General features: G+C 67.3%; 16 protein-coding genes. 9 read left to right on the forward strand and 7 right to left on the reverse strand.

Going from position 1 to position 22,131, the window contains the following annotated elements:
• Both AB839_RS17900 and AB839_RS17905 read left to right on the forward strand, forming a co-directional pair.
• Positions 1 to 1,475, forward strand: a 1,475-nt coding sequence (locus AB839_RS17900; RefSeq protein WP_156476689.1) for an AAA family ATPase, incomplete at its 5' end; no start/stop codon positions are given.
• Between the two features lie 93 nt (positions 1,476 to 1,568).
• A complete protein-coding gene (locus AB839_RS17905) occupies positions 1,569 to 2,114 on the forward strand; it encodes a hypothetical protein (RefSeq protein ID WP_235643252.1) in 546 nt (181 codons plus the stop codon).
• Between the two features lie 39 nt (positions 2,115 to 2,153).
• On the opposite strand, the gene AB839_RS17910 is transcribed toward AB839_RS17905, so the two are convergent.
• From AB839_RS17910 to AB839_RS17920, 3 genes are all read right to left on the reverse strand, one after another.
• Positions 2,154 to 2,954, reverse strand: coding sequence for a MipA/OmpV family protein (locus tag AB839_RS17910; protein ID WP_061480396.1), 801 nt, complete (start codon positions 2,952 to 2,954; stop codon positions 2,154 to 2,156).
• A gap of 140 nt (positions 2,955 to 3,094) precedes the next feature.
• Complete coding sequence (locus AB839_RS17915) at positions 3,095 to 4,384, reverse strand: ATP-binding protein (RefSeq protein WP_061480397.1); 1,290 nt, start codon at positions 4,382 to 4,384, stop codon at positions 3,095 to 3,097.
• On the reverse strand, positions 4,381 to 5,118 hold the full coding sequence (locus tag AB839_RS17920) for a response regulator transcription factor (RefSeq protein WP_061480398.1): 738 nt from the start codon (positions 5,116 to 5,118) through the stop codon (positions 4,381 to 4,383). Before AB839_RS17920 ends, AB839_RS17915 begins: the two co-directional genes overlap by 4 nt.
• A gap of 180 nt (positions 5,119 to 5,298) precedes the next feature.
• On the opposite strand from AB839_RS17920, the gene AB839_RS17925 reads away from it, so the two are divergent.
• Entirely contained in the window at positions 5,299 to 6,585 is a 1,287-nt protein-coding gene (locus AB839_RS17925; RefSeq protein WP_061480399.1) for an aminotransferase class V-fold PLP-dependent enzyme, read from the forward strand.
• A gap of 567 nt (positions 6,586 to 7,152) precedes the next feature.
• Here the strand turns inward: AB839_RS17925 and ybaL are convergent.
• Together ybaL and AB839_RS17935 are read right to left on the reverse strand one after the other, a co-directional pair.
• Entirely contained in the window at positions 7,153 to 8,850 is a 1,698-nt protein-coding gene (gene ybaL, locus AB839_RS17930; protein WP_061480400.1) for a YbaL family putative K(+) efflux transporter, read from the reverse strand.
• Positions 8,851 to 9,060: 210 nt separating this feature from the next.
• Positions 9,061 to 11,448 (reverse strand): TonB-dependent receptor, encoded by a 2,388-nt coding sequence (locus tag AB839_RS17935; RefSeq protein WP_061480401.1) that lies wholly within the window; start codon positions 11,446 to 11,448, stop codon positions 9,061 to 9,063.
• 335 nt (positions 11,449 to 11,783) lie between these two features.
• Here AB839_RS17935 and AB839_RS17940 point away from each other — a divergent pair, with 335 nt between their 5' ends.
• A complete protein-coding gene (locus AB839_RS17940; protein ID WP_061480402.1) occupies positions 11,784 to 13,649 on the forward strand; it encodes an ABC-F family ATP-binding cassette domain-containing protein in 1,866 nt (621 codons plus the stop codon).
• A 114-nt stretch (positions 13,650 to 13,763) separates the two neighbouring features.
• Here the strand turns inward: AB839_RS17940 and ampR are convergent, their stop codons facing one another.
• Positions 13,764 to 14,627 carry a LysR family transcriptional regulator AmpR gene (gene ampR / locus AB839_RS17945; RefSeq protein ID WP_061480416.1) on the reverse strand — a complete coding sequence of 288 codons (864 nt, stop codon included), beginning with the start codon at positions 14,625 to 14,627 and terminating at the stop codon, positions 13,764 to 13,766.
• Between the two features lie 174 nt (positions 14,628 to 14,801).
• Here ampR and blaL2 point away from each other — a divergent pair, with 174 nt between their 5' ends.
• The 4 genes from blaL2 to AB839_RS17965 all read left to right on the forward strand — a co-directional run bounded on the left by blaL2 (position 14,802) and on the right by AB839_RS17965 (position 19,394).
• Positions 14,802 to 15,716, forward strand: a complete 915-nt coding sequence (blaL2, locus tag AB839_RS17950) for a L2 family extended-spectrum class A beta-lactamase (protein WP_061480403.1) — start codon at positions 14,802 to 14,804, stop codon at positions 15,714 to 15,716.
• Between the two features lie 83 nt (positions 15,717 to 15,799).
• Positions 15,800 to 17,029 carry a cation:proton antiporter gene (locus AB839_RS17955; protein WP_061480404.1) on the forward strand — a complete coding sequence of 410 codons (1,230 nt, stop codon included), beginning with the start codon at positions 15,800 to 15,802 and terminating at the stop codon, positions 17,027 to 17,029.
• A 104-nt stretch (positions 17,030 to 17,133) separates the two neighbouring features.
• Positions 17,134 to 18,690, forward strand: a complete 1,557-nt coding sequence (locus AB839_RS17960; protein ID WP_061480405.1) for a glycosyltransferase family 39 protein — start codon at positions 17,134 to 17,136, stop codon at positions 18,688 to 18,690.
• A 59-nt stretch (positions 18,691 to 18,749) separates the two neighbouring features.
• Positions 18,750 to 19,394, forward strand: coding sequence for a hypothetical protein (locus AB839_RS17965; RefSeq protein WP_061480406.1), 645 nt, complete (start codon positions 18,750 to 18,752; stop codon positions 19,392 to 19,394).
• A gap of 76 nt (positions 19,395 to 19,470) precedes the next feature.
• Here AB839_RS17965 and AB839_RS17970 read toward each other — a convergent pair whose 3' ends face one another.
• Complete coding sequence (locus tag AB839_RS17970) at positions 19,471 to 20,214, reverse strand: DUF3011 domain-containing protein (protein ID WP_061480407.1); 744 nt, start codon at positions 20,212 to 20,214, stop codon at positions 19,471 to 19,473.
• 158 nt (positions 20,215 to 20,372) lie between these two features.
• On the opposite strand from AB839_RS17970, the gene aspS reads away from it, so the two are divergent.
• Complete coding sequence (gene aspS, locus AB839_RS17975) at positions 20,373 to 22,124, forward strand: aspartate--tRNA ligase (protein ID WP_061480408.1); 1,752 nt, start codon at positions 20,373 to 20,375, stop codon at positions 22,122 to 22,124.
• Positions 22,125 to 22,131: the final 7 nt, after the last annotated feature.

The following is a 22,131-nucleotide window of genomic DNA, read 5'->3' on the forward strand; positions in this document are numbered from 1 at the left end:
TGGCTGCCGCCACGCTGTCCAACCGCTACATCACCGACCGCCAGCTGCCGGACAAGGCCATCGACCTGATGGACGAAGCCGCCTCACGCCTGCGCATGGAGATCGACTCCAAGCCGGAGGAGCTGGATCGCCTGGAACGCCGGGTGATCCAGCTGAAGATCCAGCGCGAGATGCTGAAGAAGGAAAAGGACGAAGCCTCGCGGCAGCGCCTGGCCGACCTGGAGAGCGATATCGACGGGCTGGAGCGCGAGTTCTCCGACCTCAATGAAATCTGGAAGTCGGAGAAGGCGGCGCTGCAGGGCGCCACCAAGATCAAGGAACAGGTCGAGCAGGCCAAGCTGGAGCTGGAAGCTGCGCAGCGCCGCCAGGATTTCGCCAAGATGAGCGAAATCCAGTACGGCCTGTTGCCGCAGCTGGAAAAGCAGCTGGCCGCCGCGCAGGAAGCCGAGCACAAGGACTTCAAGCTGGTACAGGACCGCGTGACCGATGAGGAGATCGCCGAGGTCGTTTCGCGCTGGACGGGCATCCCGGTCAACAAGATGCTCGAAGGCGAGCGCGACAAGCTGCTGCGCATGGAAGAAGTGCTGCACAACCGTGTGGTCGGCCAGGAAGAGGCGATCAAGGTCGTCTCCGATGCGGTACGCCGCTCGCGTGCAGGCCTGTCCGATCCGAACCGTCCGGCCGGCTCGTTCCTGTTCCTCGGCCCGACCGGCGTCGGCAAGACCGAACTGTGCAAGTCGCTGGCTGAGTTCCTGTTCGACAGTGCCGACGCGATGATCCGCATCGACATGAGCGAGTTCATGGAAAAGCACAGCGTCGCCCGCCTGATCGGTGCGCCCCCGGGCTACGTCGGCTACGAGGAAGGCGGTTACCTGACCGAGGCCGTGCGTCGTCGCCCGTATTCGCTGATCCTGCTCGATGAGGTGGAGAAGGCGCATCCGGATGTGTTCAACATCCTGCTGCAGGTGCTGGACGATGGCCGCCTGACCGACGGCCAGGGCCGCACGGTGGACTTCCGCAACACCGTCATCGTGATGACCTCGAATCTGGGCTCGCATCAGATCCAGGACATGAGCACCGACGACAGCCCGGAGGCCTACACGCAGATGAAGGCGGCCGTGATGGGCGTGGTGCAGGCGCACTTCCGTCCGGAGTTCATCAACCGCCTGGATGACATCGTCGTGTTCCACCCGCTGGACAAGCAGCAGATCAAGCAGATCGCGCGCATCCAGATGCGCGGGCTGGAGAAGCGCCTGGCCGAGCGCGGGCTGAAGCTGGCGGTCTCCGATGCGGCGTTCGACCTGCTCGGCAACGTCGGCTTCGATCCGGTGTATGGCGCGCGGCCGCTGAAGCGCGCGATCCAGTCGCAGCTGGAGAATCCGCTGGCGCAGCAGATCCTGTCCGGCGCGTTCGTCAACGGTGACACCATCGAAGTCGGCAATGAGGGTGGGCATTTGGTCTTCGCCAAGGCCTGAACCGGTGGCGCGCCTGCCATGGCTGGCGCGCCACCAAAGCCTCAGCAAGGCACAATGATCCCGTTTCACTTTCGCAAGGACGAGGAGAACCGCATGGACGTTACCCGCAGGGTTTCACTCTGCGTGGCGCTGGCGCTCGCTGCAGTTGCTGGACACGCCGCAGCCGTCGAACAGGTCCAGCTGCCGCCGATGAAGGGTTACCAGCAGGCCCACCAGAGCACCGACGCACAAGGCAACCGCATCACCGAGTACGTGCCGCAGGGCCAGACCGTGCAGGACTGGACCGACATGGTTACCGTCAATGATGCGCCGAACAGTGGCCATGTGAGTCCGCGCGAGTTCCTCGGCATCATCGAGGCGGGGTGGCGCATGGCCTGTCCGGCTGCGCAGAGCCACTGGATCCGCGAAGGCGAGGAGGGCGGACGGCCATTCGCGCTGCTGATGCTCAGTTGCCCGCTGAACCCCGGCACCGGCAAACCGGAGTTCACCTGGATCAAGGGCATGCAGGGCAGGCAGGGCTTCCACACCGTGCAGAAGTCGTTCCGCGCCGAGCCGGAGAAGGACGACGTCGTGCAGTGGATCGGCTGGCTGCGCGAGGTCGGCTTGTGCGGCAGCGGCGCCGCACAAGCCTGCCACTGATCGCAGCGAAAGAGGGCGCCCAGCGGCGTCCTTCATGCATCAGAAGCGGTGCGTATAGCCGCTCATCACGCCGAACTGGTTGGCCTTCTGCACGATCGGGCTGTCGGCGGCATCACCGAGCAGGCGCGTGCCTTCGGCCGAGATGTACCAGTTGCCGTTGCGGCCCACGCGGTGGCTCCACTTCAGGCCCACACCGGCGCTGACCAGGCCGGCCTTCGGTTTGTGCTCGGCAAAGCCGGTGCGCGCGGCCTGTTCCGGACTGACGCCGTACCAGGTCTGCATGTACCCACGGTTGCCGTAGTCGGTGGAGACGCTGCCGCTGACCACGCCACCGGCCAGGTCGAACAGCGGCATGCTCAGGTTCAGGTGGATCTGCTGGGTAGCCAGTCCGTTCTCAGCCTTGTCCTCGTCCTTGCGGGTGAACTGCCAGGAGCCGCTCAGCACGGCTTCGCCCAGCGTATATCCAGCCGAGACACCGACCAGGGGACGGGTATCGATATCGCCCATGCCGCGCAGGAAGTCCGAACCGCCGAGCAGCGAGTCCTTTTCCTTGCGGATGCCGCTGGCGCCGACATACGCGCGCACGCGGGTGTGCTCGCCGATGGAGGTGCCCCAGCCAATGCCACTGGTGCCCAGAAACCATCCACCCGGCGAGGTGACATCAAAGGACAACGACGGCGTCGCACGATACTCCTCGCTGCCGCTGTAGCGCGGCGCCACGCCACCGCCGGCAGCGAGCTCGAAGGTCCAGTGGTCATCCCTGGCGTGGGCGAGCGGTGCGGCGAACAGCGGCAACAGGGCCAGGCAGAGCAGGGCGGGGGAACGGCGAAGCTGGGACATGGAAACTCTCGACAATGGGAGGAAGGCAGCGCGCGCATCCGGCGAGTGCTGCAGGGTCGCTAGCGTGGCGATACGCCGGCGACCGATCCGTCCGCAGTTGTGCGGGAGTTGTAATCAACTGTAATTGCGCCCAAGGGCGTTCAGCTGGCAGCCAGCGGCCAGTGCATCTCCAGGCGCGCGCCGCCCAACGTGGCGCGGCTGATGCGAAGCTCGCCGCCGTGGCGGACGGCAATGCGGCTGACGATGGCCAGGCCCAGGCCGAAGCCCCCGGTATCGCGGCTGCGGCTGTCATCCAGGCGGGTGAACGGGCGCATCACCTTCTCGCGATCGGCTTCGGCGATGCCGGGGCCATCGTCATCCACGCGCAGGCAGGCGCGGCCGCTGACACCGACCAGCGAGACTTCCACCTGCGAGCGCGCATGGCGCAGCGCATTGCCGACCAGATTGCTCAGCGCCAGCTGCAGCAGGCGCGGTTCCGCGTCCAGCCGAGGCAGGGCACTGGGCTGCACGCGCAGCACCAGGCCGGCACGTTCGGCATCGCGGCGGGCATCGGCCAGGCAGGCCTGCAGCCAGTCGTTGGCTTCGATCCGCTGCATCGGTTCGCCCTCGCCCGGATGCTCGAGCCGTTCGTAGGCCAGCAGTTCGCTGACCAGCCGGTTGAGCTCGGCCAGGTCGCCATGCAGGCCCTGCGCCAGTCGTTCGCGGCGCTCGCGGTCATCGCTGTCCTGCATCAGGTCCAGGCCGAAGGCCACGCGCGCGATCGGCGTGCGCAGTTCGTGCGAGATCGCATGGGTCAGGTCGCGCTGGCGCTGCACCAGTTCGGCCACGCGTGCGGCCATGCGGTTGGAGTGATCGACGATGACCCGGATCTGCGAGCGTGGCGAAACCTGCGCGCGTGCCTGCAGATCGCCGGCGCCGATGCGGTCGGCATGCACGCGCAGGGCATCCAGATCGCGCCAGAGCAGGCGAACCCAGGCGTACAGGCTGGCGCCGACCAGCAGCAGGATGCTGAGGTAGGCCGCGATGGTCATGTACGTGGTCATCTGCACCGCGCCAGGCAGGCGCAGGTGCAACCAGCGACCGTCGATGCCTTCGATCGGCAGCAGGACCTGCTGGTACTGATCGCGCACGATGAAGCCATCGGCCTGCACGGCTGCCTGTTCCTGCGGGGCCAGCGCGGGAGGCGTGTCGAGCAGGGTCAATGCGATGCCATAGTGCGGTTGCCACTGCTGCAGGCGCTCGCGCTGCTGGCTACCGTCCAGGCCGGCCAGGCCGCTGCGCAGGGCGTACACCTGCCCGCGCACCTGCTGGACGAAAACGCGATCCTGCACGGGCGTATAGATGCTGTCGAGTACCCGGTTGAGGAAGAACACCGACACCAGGAAGCAGGCGCCGGTGATGAACCACAACCACAGGAACAGCCGCTTCATGCCGTCCAGGCCGACGGATTGAACTGGTAGCCGCGGCCCCACACGGTCTTGATCCGCCGCGGCTCGCGCGCATCATCGCCGAGCTTGCGACGCAGCTTGCCGATGCAGACGTCAACGCTGCGGTCCAGGCCGTCGAAGCCGATACCGCGCACCGCCTGCAGGATCTGGTCACGGGACAGGATCTGCCCGGGCTGGCTGGCCAGCAGCCACAGGATTTCGAATTCGGTGGTGCCCACGTCCACCGTGGCGCCGTGCAGGTGTACCTCACGCTGCATGCGGTCGATCAGCAGTTCACCGTGCATCAGCCGGCTGGGCGTGCCGGTATTGCCGCTGCCGTGGCGGCGGCGCAGCAGGGCGCGCAGCCGGGCAAGAAGCAGGCGTGGTTCGATGGGCTTGTGCACATAGTCGTCGGCGCCCGATTCCAGGCCCAGCACCTGTTCGATGTCATCCTCGCAGGCGGTCAGCATCAGGATCGGCACATCGGAGAAGCTGCGGATCTGCCGGCACACGTCGATGCCGCCCAGGCCGGGCAGCATCAGGTCCAGCACCACCAGCTCCGGCGCGTGCTGGCGGCAGGCGGCGCCGGCGAGGTCGCCGCGTGCGATGTGCTGCACGGCGAAGCCATGCTGGTGGAGGTAGTCGCTCACCAGTTCGGCCAGGCGACGGTCGTCCTCTACCAGCATGACCAACGTAGGCGAACTGCTGGTGGTGGGATGCCAGGGCGATGGCTGCATGGGTGGGGCCTCCGTGCCCGGGCAGGAGCGCCCGGCGGCGCAGCCTAGCAACGCCCCATGACGACTGCCTGAATCGCGGCCAACCTGATAACCGCCGGTACGGGCGTCATCGCCAGTAGCTTTCAGCGGCGTGTGCCAGCTGGCCTATGGTGGCGGTTTCCCCGGATGGAGCCTGGTGCAATGAGCGAACCGCAGTGGCAACTGGAAACCCTGGCCGTGCACGGTGGCTACCGACCCGACCCGACCACCCGCGCGGTGGCGGTGCCGATCTACCAGACCGTGGCGTATGCCTTCGATGACACCCAGCACGGTGCCGACCTGTTCGACCTGAAGGTGCCCGGCAACATCTACACCCGCATCATGAACCCTACCACCGACGTGCTGGAGCAACGCCTGGCCGCACTGGAAGGTGGCATCGGTGCGCTGGCGCTGGCCTCGGGGCAGGCCGCGATCACCTATGCCCTCCAGACCATCGCCGAGGCCGGTGACAACATCGTCGCCTCCAGCGCGCTGTATGGCGGCAGCCTCAACCTGCTGGCACACACGCTGCCGCAGTATGGCATCCAGGCGCGCTTCGCCGACCCGGCCGATCCTTCTGCGTTCGCCGCGCTGATCGACGAGCGCACCAAGGCGGTGTTCGTTGAATCGATCGGCAACCCGCGCGGCAACGTCACCGACATCGCCGCCATTGCCGAGGTGGCGCATGCCGCGGGTGTGCCGCTGATCGTCGACAACACCGTGGCCACGCCGTTCCTGCTGCGCCCATTCGAGCACGGCGCCGACATCGTCGTGCATTCGCTGACCAAGTACCTGGGCGGCCACGGCACCAGCCTGGGCGGCGCGATCGTCGATTCGGGCCGCTTCGACTGGGCGGCGCAACCCACGCGCTTCGCGCGGCTCAACCAGCCCGACCCCAGTTACCACGGCGTGGTCTATACCGAAGCACTGGGGCCGGCGGCCTACATCGGCCGCGCGCGGGTGGTCCCGCTGCGCAATACCGGTGCCGCGTTGTCGCCGTTCAATGCGTTCCTGATCCTGCAGGGCATCGAGACCCTGGCCCTGCGCATGGAACGCATCAACGCCAATGCACTGGCCATCGCGCAGTTCCTGAAGGCGCACGACAAGGTCGCCTGGGTGCGTTACGCGGGACTGGCAGACGACCCCGAGCATGCCGCCGCGCAGCGCTACCTGGGCGGGCATGGCTCGGGCGTGCTGACCTTCGGCCTGCCGGGCGGGCGCGAGGCTGGCGCGCGCTTCCTCGATGCGCTGAAGCTGTTCACCCGCCTGGTCAACCTGGGCGACGCGAAGTCGCTGGCCACCCATCCGGCCTCGACCACCCATCGCCAGCTGGATGCGGCAGAGCTGGCCAAGGCCGGGGTCAGCGAAGATACCGTGCGGCTGTCGATCGGCATCGAGCACATCGGTGACCTGCGCGCCGACCTGGAGCAGGCCCTGGCCGCCGCCTGATAGCCGCGCGCTTGGTGCATATCGCCACAGGCGATCACCACCGGCGGCGCGATGCGCTAGGGTGGAACTGCCTCTCCAAGGCGTGGCAACGTGGCGATCCAGATCCCCGGTCGATGCGGGTCGACCGGGGATTTTTTTGTTTCCGGGGTCAGATCCGTTTTCCTGTGGAAAACGGATCTGACCCAATGCACCAACAGCAGCAGGGAACTGTCGAAGGCGGGGTGGGTCCGGTTGCGGGGGCGTGAGCCGCATGGGCCCGAGGCATGCCTCGGGCGGGTTGGGCAGGACGCCCAACCCCGGTCTTGCCGTGTGCGCAGGACAGCGCACACGAGCAAGCGGCGACCGAGCTTACATGGGTGAGGGCGCTTTGCTTGCGAAGCACTGCTTCGCAAGCGTCCGAACGCACAGCCGCCAGCGGCTGGGCCGGGCCCCGGAGGGGTACTTGCAGCGGCCCCTGCAAGCGGACCCACCCCGCGATCCCACGGAATGCAAGCTTTTGCTCTTGTCGTTGCCGTTGCTGTTGTTTGGGCAGGTGCAGGGCTGCAAGCCCTGCCGCAAGCACACCCCTCATACAACAGGAATGTTGTGCTGCCTCAGGTTCCGGTACGGCGGCGTGGACATGATCATCTCCGCCAGCGAATAGGCCAGCTCGCGCTCGGCCATCACCGTGCCATCGGCACCATGCTCCAGCAGATGCTTCACTTCGGCATCGCTGTGCGCACGTGCCAGCAGGGTCAGGTCCGGGTTGATCGCACGCAGCTTGGCCAGCGCCTCACCGGCTTCCAGCGGCTGCGGAATCGCCAGCACCGCAATCTTCGCCCGCTCAGGATGGGCCTCGGCCAGCACCCGGTCGGCCGCCGCACTGCCGCGGATCGCCGCCAGGCCCTTGGCGTGCGCCGACTCGACGTGTTCCTTGTTGTCATCGATCACCAGCACCGGCACGCCACGGTCGCTCAGCACCTGCGCCAGTTCGCTGCCGACCCGGCCATAGCCGATCACGATGGCGTGGTCATGCAGGTCCCGTGACGGGCCGGTCGCCTCTTCCGGCTCCGGCGTTTGCGGCTGTGTTTCCTGCTTGGCCTGCCATCGGTCGAGCAGGCCGAACACCAGCGGGTTGAGCATGATCGACACCAGCGCACCGGCCAGCACCAGCGACTGGCCTTCCTTCGGCAGGATCTGCAACGCCACACCGAGCCCGGCGATGATGAAGGCGAACTCACCGATCTGCGCCAGGCTGGCCGAGATGGTCAACGCGGTGCTGGTGGGATGGCCGAACGCACGCACGATGAAGAAGGCGGCGGCCGACTTGCCGAACATGATGATCAGCACCGTGGCCAGCACCTGCCACGGGTGCTGCACGATGATGTTGGGGTCGAACAACATGCCGACCGAGACGAAGAACAACACCGCGAACGCATCGCGCAGCGGCAGCGAATCATGCGCGGCCTTTTGGCTCAGTTCCGATTCGTTGAGGAGCATGCCGGCGAAGAACGCGCCCAGCGCGAACGAGACACCGAACAGCATCGCAGAGCCGAAGGCCACGCCCAGCGCAATTGCCAGCACCGACAGGGTGAACAGTTCGCGCGAGCCGGTACCGGCGATACGTTCGAGGATCCACGGGATGACCCGGCGCCCGACCACCAGCATCACCGCCACGAACAGGCCCAGCTGCACGAAGGTCCAGCCGATGTCGGCCAGCACGCTGCCCAGCGAGTGCGACTCCTTGGCCGCGTCGGGACCGAACACGCCGGCCATCACCGGCATCATCACCAGCGCCAGCACACAGGCCAGGTCTTCGACGATCAGCCAGCCGACCGCGATCTTGCCGCGCATCGTCTCCAGCAGGCGCCGTTCCTCCATTGCCCGCAGCAGCACCACGGTACTGGCCGTGGCCAGCGAGAAACCGAAGATGACGCCATGAATGGCCGGCCAGCCCATCAGCGAGGCCACGCCCCAGCCGAGCAGGGTGGCCACCGCGATCTGGCCGATGGCACCGGGGATGGCGATGGCCTTGACCGCCATCAGGTCCTTCAGCGAGAAGTGCAGGCCGACGCCGAACATCAGCAGCATCACGCCCAGTTCGGCCAACTGGTTGGCCAGCGCCTGATCGGCGACGAAGCCGGGGGTGAACGGGCCTACGCAGATGCCAGCAACCAGGTAACCGACCAGGGGAGACAAGCGGAGCTTGTTGGCCAGCGCGCCGAAGATGAAGGCGAGCCCCAGGCCAACGGCAACGATGTTGATCAGGTCGGTGTCATGGTGCATCGGCACTCGCAGGAAATCGGGGGGGATGCCCCGATTTTCACCGACGAGGCCAGATACGGCAAACCCGCCGTCCACGTGCCGTGGCCGGCGGGCTTGCCCACGCATTTCTCCTCTACCCCCGCCTTCGGCGCGCCCCTTCAACAAGAAGGGGCTCTCCTCCAGATGCGGCCCGGGGTTGCCGGCCAGCGGCCGGCACTACCAGAGCGTCGCTTACCAGGTGTACTTGATCCGCCCGTACACATACGCGCCGTTGAAGCCGAACGGCGAGTAGTTGCTGTACGGCAGCATGCCGAAGGTGGAGTTCTGCAGGTCTTCGGTGCGGTCCGGGTACTTGTCCAGCAGGTTGTCGGCGCCCACGGTCAGGGTCCAGTTGCTGCTCGGCTTGTAGCTGGCCGAGGCATCCACCACCCAGGCATCGCCGTAGGTCTGGTCGCGCAGCGCGGTGGCCGAGTTGCGCACGGTGAACTTGCCGTAGCGGGTGGCGGCCAGGCCCAGTTCCCAGTGGTCCGAACGCCAGGTGCCGCTCAGGATCGCCTTGTCGCGCGGGTAGCTGTCCTCGATGCGACCGATCTCATCACGGCCGATCAGCGACTGGGTCAGGCCCAGCGTGCCGAACACCGCCGGAGTACCGCCGACACGGCGCACTTCGGTGTCGTTGTAGCTGTAGGCGGTGGTCAGCTCCAGGCTGCTGGCGCTGAACTGCACGGTATAGCTGGACACGAAGTCGACGCCGCGGGTGCGCGTATCCAGGCCGTTGGTGAAGTACGAGAACGCGGTCACCTGCGGCAGGCCGAGGGTGCCCAGCAGTGCGCTGGTGGCGGCGTTGGTGGTGATGCTGGACGACAGCGCGATGCGGTCATCAATGTCGATCTGGTACGCATCGACGGTGATGTACAGGCGGTCGACCGGCTGCAGCACCAGCCCCAGGCTGTAGGAGGTGGAGGTTTCGGCCTTCAACGGCGAGGCGCCCAGCGCCTGCGCGGCCGGGCTGGTGGTCGGGAAGGTGCCGCGTTCAACGAACACGCCATTGAGGAACTGGCTGGTGACCGCCTGGTAGCCCTGCTGCGCCAGCGACGGTGCACGGAAGCCGCTGGAGGCGGTGGCACGCAGCGCGACCTTGTCGGTGAACGCATAGCGCGCCGACAGCTTGCCGGAGAAGCGGTCGCCGAAGTCCGAGTAGTCCTCGTAGCGGCCGGTGATGCCGGCCGAGAACTTCTCGGTCAGGTCCGCTTCCAGGCCTGCATAGACCGCGTAGTTGTGGCGGTCGGCATGCACTTCATTGGTCGGGGTGAAGCCGGCGAAGCCCTGCGCGCCGCTGCCGGTGTACGAGTTCAGTTCGCCCGGGTTCTGGTCCCACTTCTCCTTGCGGTACTCACCGCCGAAGGACAGCGTGACCGGGTAGGCCAGGCCCCAGTCCAGCGACTTGGTCAGGTCGGCATTGAAGATGTCCTGCTGGTACTTCAGCGTGCCGTCGTAGAACGAGCGCGGGCTGGTCGCACCGAGGCTGTAGTTGATGCTGTTGCGGGTGTGGAAATCGAGGGTGTTCTCGCCGTGGTTCAGGCTCAGGTCCCAGGTCCAGCCGCTGTCGGTGTTGCCCTTGACCCCGGCCACCAGCGAGCGGTCCTTGGAGTACTGGTTGATCTGCGGCACGTAGCCGTCCGGGTAGGTCTGTGCCAGCAGCGCGCTCTGCCCGCTGTGGTTGCGCGAGCGGTAGAACGCGAACGAGGTGATGTCGCGGTTGCTGAGCAGCGCGCTGGCGTAGCCGGTTACGTGATCGCTGAAATCGAAGCTGGCGTTGGCCGACGCAGCAGTGGCATCCACGCGCGGGTCGCCGACGATGAAGGTCTTCTGGCCGATGCTGGGGAAGTTGCCGGTATTCGGCGTGGTGCCGCGGTACGGGCCGGCGCGGTTGCTCTCGTCCTGCTGGCTGATCTGGCCGGCCACGTGCACGCGGCCACGGCCGTTGCCGAACTCGACGCCGGTATCGCCGGAAAGCTGGTACTTGTTGCCGTCGCCGGCGGAGTACTGGCCGTAGTCCACGGCCAGGCTGCCGCCACGGCCGCTGCCCTTGAGCACGATGTTGATGACGCCGGCGATGGCGTCCGAGCCGTACTGCGCCGACGCGCCGTCGCGCAGCACTTCCACGCGCTCGATCGCGGCGATCGGGATCGCGTTGATGTCCACCGCCGACGAGCCACGGCCGATGCTGCCGTTGACGTTGATCATCGCCGAGGTGTGGCGCCGCTTGCCGTTGACCAGCACCAGCACCTGGTCCGGCGACAGGCCGCGCAGTTGCGCCGGGCGCACGCCGCTGGTGCCGTCGGTCAGGGCAGGGCGCGGGAAGTTCAGTGAGGGCAGGGCGCGCGACAGGGCGGTGGCCAGTTCACTGGTGCCGGTGGACTGCAGCACTTCAGGGGTGATGATGTCGATCGGCGACTGCGATTCGGCGACGGTGCGGTCGGCCACGCGGGTGCCGGTGACGATCACGGTGTCCAGGGTGTTGGCGGCGGTGCCGGCCTGCTGGGCGGCGGCGACGAACGGAGAGCCACCGAGTGCGACAGCGACGGCGGCGGCGATCAGGCTGGTCTTGCGGGTCATCGGGATGGGGCTCCGGTTGGCGGGGGCGGCACCGGAATCGACATCACGAGGGTGAGGCGGACGGCGGTTGTTGCGGTGCGCAATACAGCAATTAACGGGATATTCAGTGCCTGTCAAATGCCGGTCATCGGAAAAAACGTTGCAGCAGCAACCATTTAGCCCGGACAGGCATCGGCGGGGAGGAGACCCGGGACGCGCGCGGCGAGGACGTGGGAGAGAGGAACGTCGGCCACTGCGCATCCCGGGACGCGTCAAGTATTCGTTAACGCTAGAATTGCGTCGCAGGAACAGTGCTCACCAGCACATTCCATCCGGTTATATGGACCCCTTCCCCGATGATCTCCCTTCGTAATTTCGCCTTGCGCCGCGGCGAGCGGCTGCTGTTGTCCAATGTCGACCTGACCCTGCACGCCGGTTACCGGGTAGGTGTGGTCGGCCGCAACGGTGCTGGCAAATCCAGCCTGTTCGCGGCGGTGAAGGGCGAACTGGAGGCCGACAAGGGTGACGTCGACCTGCCCGGCAAGGTCCGTATCGCCAGCGTGGCCCAGGAGACTCCGTCGCTGCCGGACCCGGCGCTGAGCTTCGTGCTGGGCGGCGATACCGAGGTGGCCGCGGTGCTGGCCGAAGAGGCCGAGGCAACCGCCCGCGAAGACTGGGAGGCGGTGGCCAACGCGCACACCAAGATGGCCGAGATGGGCGCCTACGACGCCGAAGCGCGTGCCGGCAAGCTGCTGCACGGGCTCGGCTTCCCGGCCGAGACGCACCACCGCGCGGTGTCCTCGTTCTCCGGTGGCTGGCGCGTGCGCCTGAACCTGGCCCGTGCGCTGATGATGCCCAGCGACCTGCTGCTGCTCGACGAACCGACCAACCACCTGGACCTGGACGCGGTGTACTGGCTGGAACAGTGGCTGCTGAAGTACCCAGGCACCTTGTTGCTGATCTCGCATGACCGCGAGTTCCTCGACAACGTGGCCACCCACACCCTGCACCTGCACGGCGGCGGCGCCAAGCTCTACCCGGGCGGCTACACCGATTTCGAGCGCCAGCGCGCCGAACAGCTGCGCCAGCAGCAGATCGCGCACGAGAAGGAGCAGGCCGAGCGCGCCCACCTGCAGAGTTTCATCGACCGCTTCAAGGCGCAGGCCAGCAAGGCCGCGCAGGCGCAGAGCCGCATGAAGCGCCTGGCCAAGCTGGCCGGCACCGAAGCGGTGCGTGCCGAACGCGAGTTCCGCATCGAGTTCGCGCCGCCGGCCAAGCTGCCGTTCTCGCTGATCCGCCTGAACCACGTCGAGGCCGGCTACGGCCAGGACGCGGTGATCCTGCATAACGTCGGCTTCGGCCTGGAAGCGGGCCAGCGCATTGGCCTGCTCGGCCCGAACGGCGCCGGCAAGACCACCCTGGTGAAGACCCTGGTGGGTGAACTGGCGCCGATCGTCGGTGAGCGCATGGCGCACCCGGACCTGAAGATCGGCTACTTCGCCCAGCACACGGTGGAGTCGCTGCACGAAGGCCAGTCGCCGATGGAGCACTTCCGCGAGATTGCCCCGGATGCGCCGAACCAGTCGTTCCGCGATTTCCTCGGCAAGTGGAACTTCCCGGGCGACCGTGCATTCGAGCCGGTGGATGGTTTCTCTGGTGGCGAGCGCGCGCGCTTGGCGCTGGCGCTGATCGCCTGGCAGCAGCCGAACGTGCTGCTGCTGGACGAACCGACCAACCACCTTGACCTGGAAATGCGCGAAGCGCTGGCCGAAGCACTGGCCACCTTCGAAGGCGCGATCGTGATGGTCTCGCATGACCGCCACCTGATCGGCCTGGTCTGCGATACCTACTGGCGCGTGGCCGATGGCGTGGTCGAGCCGTTCGACGGTGACCTGGATGCATACGCCGCGTGGCTGCGCACCCGTCCGCAGGCGCAGGGCACGAAGGCCCGCATGGAGCAGGTGGAAGAGCCGGTGGTGGTCAAGACCGCCCCGGTGGCACAGGTGGTGCAGAAAAAGCCGGTGAACCCGCACAAGCTGGCCGCGGCCGAAGCCAAGGTGGCCGAGCTGGAAGGTGCGCTGGCCGAACTGGATCGCCAGCTGGCCGATCCGGCCAACTATGCCGACGCCAGCCGCATGGCCGTGCTCGGCCGCGATCGGGAAACCGCCGCCGCGCAGCTGGAAAAGGCTGAAGCGGCGTGGATGGAGCTGCTGGAGTCGTAATCGGTAGTGCCGGCCGCTGGCCAGCTGCCTCTTCTGTAGAGCCGAGCCATGCTCGGCTTATGCGCGCAGCGCGGGTTCGCACATGAAGCAGCCGAGCGTGGGCTGGGCGCTACATCATGCCTGCGCCTGCAGCCACTCGCGGAAGCGCTTGGCCGGCTCGCGCTCGGCGCGCGAGCGTAGCCGCGTCAGCCAGTAGCGGCCCAGCTCCAGCGTGGTGCCGAACGGCTGCAGCAGGCGGCCTTCGGCCAGTTCCTGCTCGAACATGCGCAGCGGCAGCAAGGCCACGCCGGCCCCTCCGGCGGCGGCCATCGCCACCGTCAGCGAGGAATCGAACACCGGCCCACGTGCTTCCACGCCGTTGACGCCGGCCGCCTGCAGCCAGCGCGGCCATTCGTCGCTGCGATAGGAACGCAACAACGGCAGCGTGGCCAGGTCGCGCGGCTGCTTCAGCCGCCGCGCCAATGCCGGGGCGCACAGCGGCGCGAAGGGCGCATCGAGGATCGCCGTGCAGGCCTGGCCCTGCCAGTCGCCATCACCGAAGCGGATCGCCAGGTCCAGCCCTTCGCCGGCCAGGTCGATGCGGTTGTTGTGGGTCTGCAGGCGCAGCTCGATGTCCGGATGCGCGGCCTCGAATGCGGCCAGCCGTGGCAGCAGCCAGCCGGTGGCAAAGGTGCCGACCACCCCCAGTGTCAGCACTTCGCGGGCCGGCCCGCCGGTGTAGCGCGCGATGCTGGCCGAGATGCGTTCGAACGATTCGTTGAGCACCGGATACAGCGCTGCGCCTTCATCGGTCAGCGCCACGCCGCGCGGCAGGCGATGGAACAGGCGGATGCCGAGCCGGTCTTCCAGGCCTCGGATCTGGTGGCTCAGCGCCGCCTGGCTGACACACAGCTCCAGCGCGGCACGGGTGAAGTTCTGATGGCGGGCGGCGGCTTCAAAAGCACGCAGCGCGTTCAGCGGCAGGGTCGGGTGCAGCATCGGAAAGCCGTGAGCCATGGTGATGGCTGATCCTACCGTTCAATAAGGAATTTCGTAAATCTCAACAAGTTGGTTACGACAGGCATGAGTTAAACTTATGGCTTGCCTTGATTTTTCGCGCTGGTCGGCTGCAGGGGAAGCGCCAATAATCGAGTGGTCACCAGGAGAACCCCTATGCTCGCCCGTCGCCGATTCCTGCAGTTCAGTGGTGCTGCCGTTGCTTCCTCGCTGCTTGCCCCGGCGTTGGCGCGAGCTGTTTCCCCATCGTCCGGCCTATCCGCCGCGAACGCCGCCATTGCCGACGCCGCCGATTTCGCCGCGCTGGAGAAAGCCAGCGGTGGCCGACTGGGCGTCACCGTGCTGAACACCGGTAACGGCCGTCGCATCGGCGGACATCGTCAGGACGAGCGCTTCCCGATGTGCAGCACGTTCAAGTCGATGCTGGTTGCCCATGTGCTGAGCCTTGCCGATGCAGGCCGCGTTTCGCTCGACACACGTGTGCCCATCGCCGAAAAGGATCTGCTGTCCTACGCCCCGGTGGCGCGCCGCCATGTGGGCAAGGACCTGACGGTGCGCGACCTGTGCCGGGGCACGCTGACCACCAGCGACAACACGGCGGCCAACCTGCTGCTGGAGGTGGTGGGCGGGCCGTCGGCGCTGACGGCATTCCTGCGCGGGCAGGGCGACAGCGTTACCCGCAATGACCGCAACGAGCCGGACGTGAATCTGTTCGCGAAGGGAGACCCGCGCGATACCACCAGCCCGGCCGCGATGGCCACCAGCTTGGCCCGCTTCGCGGTGGGCAATGGCCTGCAGCCGGCATCGCGCCAGCAGTTCACTGATTGGCTCATCGACAACCAGACCGGCGATGCCTGCCTGCGCGCCGGGCTGGGCAAGCGCTGGCGGGTGGGGGACAAGACCGGCAGCAACGGTGATGACACGCGCAACGACATCGCCGTGCTGTGGCCGCATGCGGGCGGCGCAGTGTGGGTGGTCACCGCCTATCTGCAGGGCGCGTCGGTCGATGACGACCAGCGCGCAGCGGTGCTTGCACGGGTGGGGACGCTGGCCGACGCGATGATCGGATGAGGTAACCGGGGTCATTCGAAATGGCTTGCCGGATCGGTTCAGCGCGCGCATCCTGCGCGCGTTCCAACCCCACGGAAGACCCCATGAGCCATGAACTGATCTACCTGTTGCTGATCTTCGCGCTGCTGGTGATCCCACGCGCGTTGCAGCGTTTCAGCCTGCCTGCCCCGTTGACCTGCCTGCTGTTCGGCATCATCGGCATGCTCTGGCTGGGGGATCAGGCACATGATGCGGTGATCGGACTGCTGGCCACCCTGGGCATTTCCTCGCTGTTCCTGTTCGCCGGCCTGGAAGTGGATCTGCAGGCGCTGCGCCGGGGCATGTGGCCGCTGTTGGCACATCTGGTCATCCGTACCGGCACGCTGTTCGGCGTCGGCTGGTTGGCCTGGCGTTACGCAGGATTGCCGTGGCAGGCCGCCGGGCTGCTGGCGTTGGCGCTGCTGACGCCCTCGACCGGTTTCATCATGGACTCGCTGTCGCGGCTGGGCCTGAGCGAGGACGAACGGTTCTGGGTCACCAGCAAGGCCATTGCCGGTGAGCTGCTGGCGCTGGCTGCCTTGTTCATCGTGCTGCAGGCGGGCGATCCGGGCCACATGGCGCTGTCCAGCCTGGCGCTGCTGGCGATGATGGTCGGCCTGCCGCTGCTGTTCATCGCGCTGGGCCGCTGGGTGGCGCCGCACGCGCCGGGCTCGGAGTTCTCGCTGCTGGTAATGGTCGGCATGGTGGCGGCCTACATCACCTACCTGCTGGGCGTGTATTACCTGGTGGGCGCGTTCATCGCCGGCCTGGTCGCGCGCCTGCTGCACCAGCGCATGCCGCTGCTGGCCTCGCACGAGAACCTGCACGCGCTGCGCCTGTTCGCCTCGTTCTTCGTGCCGTTCTACTTCTTCAACGCGGGCACCAAGGTGCCCAGCGAAGCGTTGAGCTTCGAGGCGCTGGGGCTGGGCATCGTGATCACCCTGGTGGTGCTGCCGCTGCGCATCGGCGTGGTCTGGCTGCAGCGCCGGGTGATGTTCGGCGAGAGCTTCCGCAGCAGCCTGCGCGTCTCGCTGGCGCTGGCTCCGACCCTGATCTTCACCCTGGTGCTGGCGGCGATCATGCGCGAGCGTTTCCAGATTCCGGCGGTGCTGTTCGGCGCGCTGCTGCTGTACGCCGCACTGACCACGCTGCTGCCGTCGCTGGTGTTCCGCACGCCGTTCGACGTCGATCCGGTGGAGCAGGAACCGGCGGGCGAGGGCGAGGCCGCACCGGTAGCGGCCACCGAGGTCAGCCACGCCGAGCCGCCGAAGGCGCCGCTGCCACCGCAGGGCTGAGCCGCAGACGCGTGCAGCGGCTTGCACTCCCGCGTGCCAACACAGACACTGCGCGCCCGTGAAGCGCGCCCTGTCGTGGGCGGCCACAGCCAGGAGCAACAGGCGTGACCCAGGAAAGCAACCCAGACCGCAGCCTGTTGCCGGGCAAGATCCTGTTGTGGTTCTCGGCGGTCGCGCTGCTGGTCCTGCTGGGCTGCAGCTGGTCGATGCCCCCGGTCGATGCCTCCGGTTTCCGGCAGACACAGACTGCTCTGTCGATCGACTGGTTGCTGCGCGGCGGTCCCTGGCTGGACTACGTGACCCCGGTGCTGGGCGCGCCCTGGTCGATCCCGTTCGAGTTCCCGTTCTACCAGTGGTTGGCGGCGTTGCTGTCCAGCGTCACCGGCATGAGTGCCGACAACAGCGGGCGGCTGGTCTCCACCGTCTTCCATGCCGGCTGCATCTGGCTGGTCTACCGCACGCTGCTGGCATGGCGCCCTGATCGCACGCTGGCGCTGTCCGTGGCCGGCGCCTTCGCCGTTTCACCGTACGCGCAGTTCTGGGGGCGCTCGGTGATGATGGAATCCAGCGCGGTGTTCTTTGGCCTGCTCTTTGTCTGGGCGATGGCACGCCTGCGCAGCCAGCCGCGCGCGTGGGTGGGCCTGGTTGCCGTCGTCGCGGCGGTGCTGTCGGCGGCCATCAAGGTGACTTCGTTCTTCGGCTTTGCCGCGTTCGTTGCACTGGCCTTCCTGTGGCTGGCCCTGCGCGAGCACGGCTGGCGTCCGCGGTGGCTGCAGCAGCATTGGCAGCTGCTGTTCTGGGGTGGCCTGTCCGCGCTTGCCGTGCTGGCCACGCTCAGCCTGTGGTTGCAGCATGCCGATGCGCTGAAGGCGCAGTCGGCGCTGGGCCGGCAGATCACCTCCGATGCTCTGTCCACCTGGAATTACGGCACCCTGCAGCAGCGCCTGGATCCGGCTACCTGGTGGGGCACGGTGTTCAAGAAGCGCTTCTCCGGTGCGATCGGCTCCAACTGGATCTTCCTGATCTTCGTCATCGCCGGGCTGTGGCAGAAGCGCACGCGCACGGCGGTGGCTGTCCTGCTGCTGGCCTACCTGGCGCCGTTCCTGGTCTTCACCAACCTGCACATCGCCCATCCCTACTACCAGGCGGCCAATATCGTGTTCGCCACGTCGATCATCGGCCTGGTGCTGTGGTCGACGGTGCTGGCGGCCGAAGCGGCGGGCAAGCCGCGCCGTGGCGTTGCGCTGGCGATCTTCCTGTGCGTGCTGTCGGTGGGCTTTGGCCTGGTGAAGTCGCTGAAGGACATCAAGGAGGCACGCGAGCCGACACCGGTTTCGCAGATCGCCGAGGCCATCCGGACCGGCACCCCGGCGCAGGGTGTGGTGGTCGCGTTCGGTCAGGACTGGTCCTCCGAGCTGCCGTATTTCTCCGGCCGCCGCGCGGTGATGATTCCGGACTGGGCATCGGACGACGTGCTCGCATCGCTGGCTGCAGATGACGCAGCACTGGGTGGATTGCCGCTGGCCGCACTGGTCAACTGCCCCAGCCAAGTGGGCAGCAGCCCCGAGCGCGAGCAGTGGCAGGCGGAGATCATCCGCCGCTATGCCGCCGGTGGCCAGAAGCAGGACGTCGGCGGTTGCGAGGTCTGGCTGCACCGATGAGGTGACGTGGCCGGTGCGCAAGGTTTGCGCGCACCGGCCCGGGTCGTTAGGGTTGGGGCATGAGACTGCCTGCCGTAGTTACCGCTTCCGCCCTCCTGCTCAGCCTCGTTGCCTGCTCGCAGCGTTCCGATTCGGTCGCCCATGATCTGGCGACCGCACCGGCCGATGCCTTCATGGCGGCCGTCGCCGCGCATTGCGGCCAGGCCTATGAAGGCCGGGTGGTGGAGGACACGCCGGCGCCGACCGGCAAGGACCCGTTCGCCGGGCAGCGCCTGGTCATGCATGTGCGCGGCTGTGCCGACCCCGCCCATGAACTGCGGATTCCCTTCCATGTGGGGGATGACCATTCGCGCACCTGGGTGCTGACCCGTACCGAAAATGGCCTGCGGCTGAAGCACGACCATCGCCACCCGGATGGCAGCGCGGATGCGATCACCCTCTATGGCGGCGACAGCACGCCACCGGGCACCGCCGAGCGGCAGCAGTTCCCGGCCGACTCCGATTCGGTGGCGATGTTCCGTCGTGCCGACATGCTGGCCTCCACGCACAACACCTGGGCGATGGAGATCGACCCCGACCAGACCTTCGTCTACGAGCTGGCCCGCCCGGACGGCCGCCGCTTCCGCGTGAAGTTCGACCTGAGCAAGCCGGTCGATCTGCCGCCGCCGCCGTGGGGTGATGAGGCCGCGCAGCCAGCCCGGTAGCGCCGGGCCGTGCCCGGCGGGTTTTCTGCAGTTGACCGCGCCACTGCGCTCGCCGGGCATGGCCCGGCGCTACCCCTCACCGCGTACCGAAGCGCGCCCGGCAACCGTTGCTCACCCACACCTGGCCCCGTGAGTAGCCCCAGCTGCGGCCCTCCTGGCAGGCGCTGCCGGACAGCTGCTGCTGCAGCACCGGCCGGCCCTGGCGCTCATCCCAGTCGCAGTTCTGCGTGCGGTTGTTGTTGCTGCTGCAGGTGATGGAGTAGTTGCTGTTGCCGCCGCCCCAGCCACCGCCCCCGCCACCCCAGCCGCGAGCTTCGGCGAATTCGGCGCGGCAGCCGTTGCTGACCCACACCGCGCCATTGCGCACCCCCCAGGTACGGCCTTCGTCGCAGGGGCTGCCGGACAGCTGGCGGACCAGGCGGGCATTGCGCCAGCCGACCGGGCAGCTGCGTTCGCGATTGTTCTGGCTCTCACAGCGGATGGTCTCGCCGGGCCGGCCGTTGTTGCCGCCCCAGCCACCGCCGTTGCCGCCGCCCCAGCCACCACGGGCCTCGACGAATTCGGCGCGGCAGCCATTGCTGACCCAGATGCTGCCATTGCGGCTGCCCCAGGTGCGGCCCTCGTCGCAGGCGCTGCCGGACAGCTGGCGGACCAGCTGCGCATTGCGCCAGCCTGTATTGCACACGCGTTCTCGGTTGTTCTGGCTCTCGCAACGGATCACCCCGCTTTGCGCGGCGGCCGGGGCGGAGGGCAGGGCGAGCGTGGCGATGGTGCCCAGGCTCAGGGTCACGGCCAGGCGGGCCAGGGACAGCGGATTCATGGCGGCATCCCATACGGTGGCAGGTGCCTGACTATAGGGAGGGGGATGATCAAGCCGGTGTGACTGGCCGGATTTGCCCCGGCCGGGGCCTCGGCCGCAGAATACGAGGCTTTCCGGCCCCCATCCGGTGCCGGCGTTCTCCAGCGGAGCTTCCCCCCATGCGTACCCACTTCTGCGGCCTGGTCGACGAGACCCTGATTGGCCAGACTGTCACCCTCGCCGGTTGGACCGACGTGGCCCGTAACCAGGGCGGCGTCTGCTTCATCGATCTTCGAGATCATGAAGGCATCGTGCAGGTGACCGTGGAAGTCGACAACGCCGACGTGTTCGCCGTGGCCGCGTCGCTGGGCTACGAGGACGTGCTGCAGGTGGAGGGCGTCGTGCGCGCCCGCCACGCGGTGAACGACAAGATGCGCACCGGCAAGGTGGAAGTGATCGCCACTGCCATCACCGTGCTGAACAAGGCCGCGCCGCTGCCGTTCCACGCCCACGAGAACCCGGGCGAAGAAACCCGCCTGAAGTACCGCTACCTGGACCTGCGCCGCCCGGAAATGCAGCGCATGCAGCGCACCCGCATCAAGCTGGTGCAGGCCCTGCGCCGCCACCTGGACGAGAAGGGCTTCCAGGACATCGAGACCCCAATCCTGACCAAGGCCACCCCGGAAGGCGCCCGCGACTTCCTGGTGCCGGCGCGCATGCACCCGGGCGAGTTCTACGCCCTGCCGCAGAGCCCGCAGCTGTTCAAGCAGATCCTGATGGTGGCCGGCTTCGACCGTTACTACCAGATCGCGCGCTGCTTCCGCGACGAAGCCCTGCGTGCCGACCGCCAGCTGGAGTTCACCCAGCTGGACATGGAATTCGCCTTCGTGCGCGAGCGCGACGTGCAGGACTTCGTCGAAGACATGATCCGCGCCATCTTCAAGGAAGTGGTCGACGTCCAGCTGGATGCCAGCTTCCCGCGCATGACTTGGGCCGAGGCGATGCGCCGCTACGGTTCGGACAAGCCGGACCTGCGCATCGCGCTGGAGCTGGTCGACGTGGCTGAACTGGTCAAGGACAGCGAGTTCGCAGTGTTCACCGGCCCGGCCAACGATGCCGAAGGCCGCGTCGCCGCGCTGCGCATCCCGGGCGGTGCAGCGCTGAGCCGCAAGCAGATCGACGAGTACGCCGCGCACGCCGCCAAGTACGGCGCCAAGGGCCTGGCCTACATCAAGATCGCTGACAACGGCGAAGTCAGCTCACCGATCCAGAAGTTCTTCAGCGAGGCTTCCTTCGCTGCGCTGGTCGCCCATGTTGGCGCCGGCAACGGCGACATCGTGTTCTTCGGCGCCGGCAGCTACAACAAGGTCTCCGACTTCATGGGTGCGCTGCGCCTGAAGGCCGGCAAGGACTTCGGCCTGATCGCCGATGGCTGGGCGCCGCTGTGGGTCACCGACTTCCCGATGTTCGAATGGGATGAGGAAGAACAGCGCTACGTCGCCCTGCATCACCCCTTCACCGCACCGGCCGTGGATGACATCGCCGACCTGCGCGCCAACGCCCGTACCGCCGTCTCGCGCGGCTACGACATGGTGCTCAACGGCAATGAAATCGGCGGCGGTTCGATCCGTATCCACCGTCCGGACATGCAGAGCGCAGTGTTCGAGCTGCTCGGCATCGGCGCCGAAGAGGCCCGCGCCAAGTTCGGATTCCTGCTCGACGCGCTGAACTACGGCGCGCCGCCGCACGGTGGCATCGCCTTCGGCATCGACCGCATCGCCGCGCTGATGGCCGGCACCGAATCGATCCGCGACGTCATCCCGTTCCCGAAGACCACCGGTGCACAGGATCTGATGACCGACGCGCCGTCGCCGATCGTCGACGCGCAGCTGGCCGAAGTGCACATCCAGGTTCGCCCCAAGACCAACTGATCAGGAG

It is taken from the genome of Stenotrophomonas sp. DDT-1 (assembly GCF_001580555.1).
Taxonomy (GTDB): Bacteria; Pseudomonadota; Gammaproteobacteria; order Xanthomonadales; family Xanthomonadaceae; genus Stenotrophomonas; species Stenotrophomonas sepilia.